Annotated in this window: 5 protein-coding genes and 1 pseudogene; 1 reads left to right on the top strand and 5 read right to left on the bottom strand. The window is 63.3% G+C overall.

Annotated elements, in window-relative coordinates; all coding sequences use genetic code 11:
- On the top strand, positions 1 to 669 hold a 669-nt coding region (locus EN750_RS22425; protein WP_189526383.1), incomplete at its 5' end, for an HRDC domain-containing protein.
- 49 nt (positions 670 to 718) lie between these two features.
- On the opposite strand, the gene EN750_RS22420 is transcribed toward EN750_RS22425, so the two are convergent.
- The 5 genes and pseudogenes from EN750_RS22420 to EN750_RS40880 all read right to left on the bottom strand — a co-directional run.
- Positions 719 to 1138, bottom strand: a complete 420-nt coding sequence (locus EN750_RS22420; protein WP_127269489.1) for an MAPEG family protein — start codon at positions 1136 to 1138, stop codon at positions 719 to 721.
- A 37-nt stretch (positions 1139 to 1175) separates the two neighbouring features.
- A complete protein-coding gene (locus EN750_RS22415; protein WP_127321445.1) occupies positions 1176 to 1799 on the bottom strand; it encodes a hypothetical protein in 624 nt (207 codons plus the stop codon).
- Positions 1750 to 3252 (bottom strand): IMP dehydrogenase, encoded by a 1503-nt coding sequence (gene guaB, locus EN750_RS22410; protein WP_127269487.1) that lies wholly within the window; start codon positions 3250 to 3252, stop codon positions 1750 to 1752. The genes EN750_RS22415 and guaB overlap by 50 nt, the downstream gene beginning before the upstream one ends.
- 156 nt (positions 3253 to 3408) lie before the next feature.
- A complete protein-coding gene (locus tag EN750_RS22405; RefSeq protein WP_127397672.1) occupies positions 3409 to 3864 on the bottom strand; it encodes a PIN domain-containing protein in 456 nt (151 codons plus the stop codon).
- Positions 3861 to 3941, bottom strand: a pseudogene (locus EN750_RS40880) (type II toxin-antitoxin system prevent-host-death family antitoxin); the annotation flags it as partial. The pseudogene EN750_RS40880 and the gene EN750_RS22405, both read right to left, overlap by 4 nt.

Here is a 3941-nt window from a genome sequence, read left to right as displayed (position 1 = left end):
GATCAGCACCTCAGCGCCGAATTGGAGCGAGAAAACCGCGCCCATTGGCTCAACGAGGAGATGGAGGTCCTGACCTCCCGCGAGACCTATGATCCTCATCCCGAGGACGCTTGGAAGCGGCTGAAGATGCGGTTGCGGAAACCGCAGGAACTGGCGATCGTGCAAGGCGTTGCGGCGTGGCGCGAGCGCGAGGCGCGCGAACGCGACGTGCCGCGCGGCCGCGTTCTGAAAGACGACGCGATCTACGAGGTGGCGCAGCAGGCGCCGCGCGACGCGGCAGCCCTCGGCAAGCTGCGCACGACGCCGAAGGGCTGGGAGCGCTCCTCGACGGCAACGGCGCTGCTTGGCGCGGTCAACACCGCGCTTGCCTTGCCCAAGGAAGAGATGCCGAAACTGCCAAAGAGTTTCCAGCCGCCCGAGGGCTCGAGCGCCGCGGCGGAACTGTTGAAGGTGCTGCTGCGGATCGTTGCCGAAAAGGAGGGCGTCGCTTCCAAGGTGCTGGCCTCCAGCGACGACATCGACCGTATCGCCGCCGAGGGCGAGGAAGCCGACGTACCGGCGCTGCAAGGCTGGCGGCGCGCGGTGTTCGGCGAGGCCGCGCTCAAGCTGGTACGCGGCGAGATCGGCATCAAGTTCGACAAGCGCAAGATCGCGGTGTTCGACCTTTAGGCGAACGGACTTCCCTTCTCCCCTGTGGGAGAAGGCAGAAGCGCTCTGCTCAGACCGCGCCGAGCAGGTGCAGCGCGAACCAGATCCATCCCAGCAGGAGAATCACCGCACTGACGAAGAATGACCGGCTGCGCAGCAGCAGATTGTTGCTGGTCAGGTGAATCCAGGCATGGAAATAGCGGGACGCGACGAAAATCCACATCAGCGACAAGGTCAGATAGTTGACGCCGTTGGTCAGGTGCAGCGTCAGGCACAGCACGTAAAACAGCACCGGCAGTTCGAACTGGTTGGTGAGATTGGCGGCAACGGTGACGCTGGAGGCCGGTTCGGCCGAACGCACCTTGAACTGACCGGCCTTCGCCTCGCCTGACCTGATTGCGCCGTATCTGCGACGACCCAGGACGCAGTAGACGATGTAGATCAGCAGCACATGCGCGAGAACGGGCCAGAAGATCGTGGTCTGGTTCATCAAGTGCCCCCTGCCCGGTTGGGCTTCGCGTGCGGCATCAGGCCTGGCGTTTCTGGCCCGCCAGCCAGAAGGCCGCGATGACAATCACCGGTATGGCGAAAAGCGCGAATTTGGTGACGGTGAGCGCCGAGGCGAAAGACAGCGAGTCCGGGTTGGCCGACAGGAAATCGGACAGAAGCCGCGCCACCGCAAAGTTCTGAACGTAATGTGCAAGCGTGTAGGGAAGCACCAGGACCAACGCGAAAATCGACTGCAGCTGCGCCGGCAGCACGCGGAAAGCCTTCAATCGCCGGCCGGTGGCCAGGATGAGGCTGACCAGCGTGACCGACAGCAGCGCCGGGAACAACAGATCGAAGGTCAGATAGTGCCAGACGAGAATGATCTCGCCGCCGCGCCGGCCGAGCGCTGTCAGCCAGGCCATGCCTTCGTCCGGCGTAAACCCTAAAATGCGCATGTCGAGCGACGGCAAGCCGCCGCTCAACTGGCGGAAATAGAAGAATTCCAGAGCCGTCATGGCGATGAAAACCACCGCCGACAGGAAACAGAGCGCGCCTGCGTGGCGAGACAGCCGCAGGATCGTTGCCGTCAGGTTCCGCCCGAGCCCGTACTGGTCAGGCTCCGCCGGGATAGTTCGGGCTTTCGCGGGTAATCGTGACGTCATGGGCGTGGCTTTCACGAAGTCCGGCATTGGATATGCGCACAAAAGTGGCGCGCTCGCGGAAATCGGCAAGGTCGCGGCCACCAACATAACCCATAGCGGCTTTCAAGCCGCCCGCAAGCTGGTGCAGCACGCCAGACACAGGTCCCTTGTAGGGAACCTGCCCTTCGATGCCTTCCGGAACCAGTTTCAGCGTGTCGCGCACCTCGGCCTGGAAGTAGCGATCGGCGGAGCCGCGGGCCATCGCGCCAACCGAGCCCATGCCGCGATACGCCTTGAAGGAGCGGCCCTGGTGCAGATAGACCTCGCCGGGGCTTTCGTCGGTCCCAGCCAGCAGCGAGCCGATCATGGCGGCACTTGCGCCGGCGGCGAGCGCCTTGGCGAGATCGCCGGAATATTTGATACCGCCATCGGCGATAACCGAGACGCCGGATTTGTGCGCCGTCTCGACCGCCGACATGATCGCCGAGAGCTGCGGCACGCCGACGCCGGCGACGATGCGGGTGGTGCAGATGGAGCCCGGACCGATGCCGACCTTGACGGCGTCGGCACCGGCGTCGATCAGCGCCTGCGTGCCCGCGGCGGTGGCGACGTTGCCGGCCAGGATGCGAACCGAGTTGGAGAGTTTCTTGGCGCGCGTCACCGCGTCGAGCACGCGTTGCGAGTGGCCATGCGCGGTGTCGATCACCAGAAGGTCGACGCCGGCATCGATGAGACGTTCGGCGCGTTCATAGCCGTCATCGCCGACGCTGGTGGCCGCGGCGGCGCGCAAGCGGCCCTGTGCGTCCTTGCTGGCGTGCGGGTTGAGCTGCGACTTCTCGATGTCCTTGACGGTGATCAATCCGACGCAGTTGCCCTGCCTGTCGACGACAACCAGCTTTTCGATGCGGTGCTGATGCAGAAGCCGCTTGGCCTCGTCCTGGTCGACGTTCTCCTTGACCGTGATCAGGTTGTCACGGGTCATCAGCTCATGGACCTTCTGCGCCGGATCGGAGGCAAAGCGCACGTCGCGATTGGTCAGGATGCCGATCAGCCGCCCGACCTTGTGGCCGCCAGTGCCACCATTCTCGACCACCGGAATGCCCGAGATCGAATAGCTGCGCATCAGGCCCAGCGCGTCGGCGAGCGTCGCGTCGGGGCCGATGGTGACAGGATTGACCACCATGCCGGATTCGAATTTCTTGACCTGCCGCACCTGCTCGGCCTGTTCGGCCGGCGAGAAATTGCGGTGGATGACGCCAATGCCGCCGGCTTGGGCCATGGCGATGGCGAGCCTGGCCTCGGTGACGGTGTCCATCGCCGCCGAAAGGATCGGCACGTTGAGGTCGATGTCGCCGGCGATGCGGGTGCGGACATCGGTCTCGCCGGGCATGACCTCGGAATGGCCGGGCTGCAGCAGCACGTCGTCAAAGGTCAGCGCCAATGCGCCGGTGGACGTTTCGATGATTTTTGCCATGGCCAGTCCCTTGAATATAAAACGCGGTGGGGGAATACAAAAAAGCGCTGGACCGGAATGGACAGCGCCGACTCGTTTCTTCCCTTTCAGGATTGGCGCTGGCTGGTACCACGTCCAAGCGCCAATGAAAAGCGGATCGTCTCGGTCTTTCGCGTTCTATCCAGAAGACTCCCCCAAGAGAGCATTGAGCAGAACGTGACGCGGCGATGCGAAAGGGCTGACGACAGTTACCCCACCCCATGTGAAGCCATCTTGCAGGTCTTCCGAAAGGAGCATCCGACAACCTGTTTGGGAAGCGGTGGACAGAATGACCGCGTCCCAAATGCTGAAGTGGTGGTCCGTAGCCAGATCAGCCGCCATCATCATTACGTCTTGCACTGTCGCGGCAACTGGAAACGCGTCGTGCCAACCCAGGAGGGCATCCCGGGCTTCCACAGGCGGTCTTCCGGCCTTGCGGACGAGAACGTTGTACAGCTCGCCAAGGACCTGAACGGGAATAACTGCAGCCTCTTGCGGCAGGTTGCGCAGCAGTTCGAGAACGATATCGCGCTTCTCGGCACCGTTGATCCCTTCCGCGTAGGCAAGGACATTGGTGTCGAGCGCGACCTTCATCGCTCGTCCTCGTAGAGCTCGTCACGGGTCCAACGTCCGACATCCAAAACAGGCTGGCGTTCGAGGCGCGACAACAA

Source organism: Mesorhizobium sp. M7A.F.Ca.ET.027.03.2.1 (assembly GCF_003999175.1).
Lineage (GTDB): Bacteria > Pseudomonadota > Alphaproteobacteria > Rhizobiales > Rhizobiaceae > Mesorhizobium.
The sequence above is the reverse complement of the archived record's forward strand: the minus strand, read 5'-3'. Positions and strand labels throughout refer to the sequence as shown.

Bases quoted from the DNA above. Each gene is read 5' to 3' on its own strand.
- EN750_RS22420 (WP_127269489.1), bottom strand. From the start codon at position 1,138: ATGAACCAGACCACGATCTTCTGGCCCGTTCTCGCGCATGTGCTGCTG.
- EN750_RS22415 (WP_127321445.1), bottom strand. From the start codon at position 1,799: ATGACGTCACGATTACCCGCGAAAGCCCGAACTATCCCGGCGGAGCCT.
- guaB (WP_127269487.1), bottom strand. From the start codon at position 3,252: ATGGCAAAAATCATCGAAACGTCCACCGGCGCATTGGCGCTGACCTTT.
- EN750_RS22405 (WP_127397672.1), bottom strand. From the start codon at position 3,864: ATGAAGGTCGCGCTCGACACCAATGTCCTTGCCTACGCGGAAGGGATC.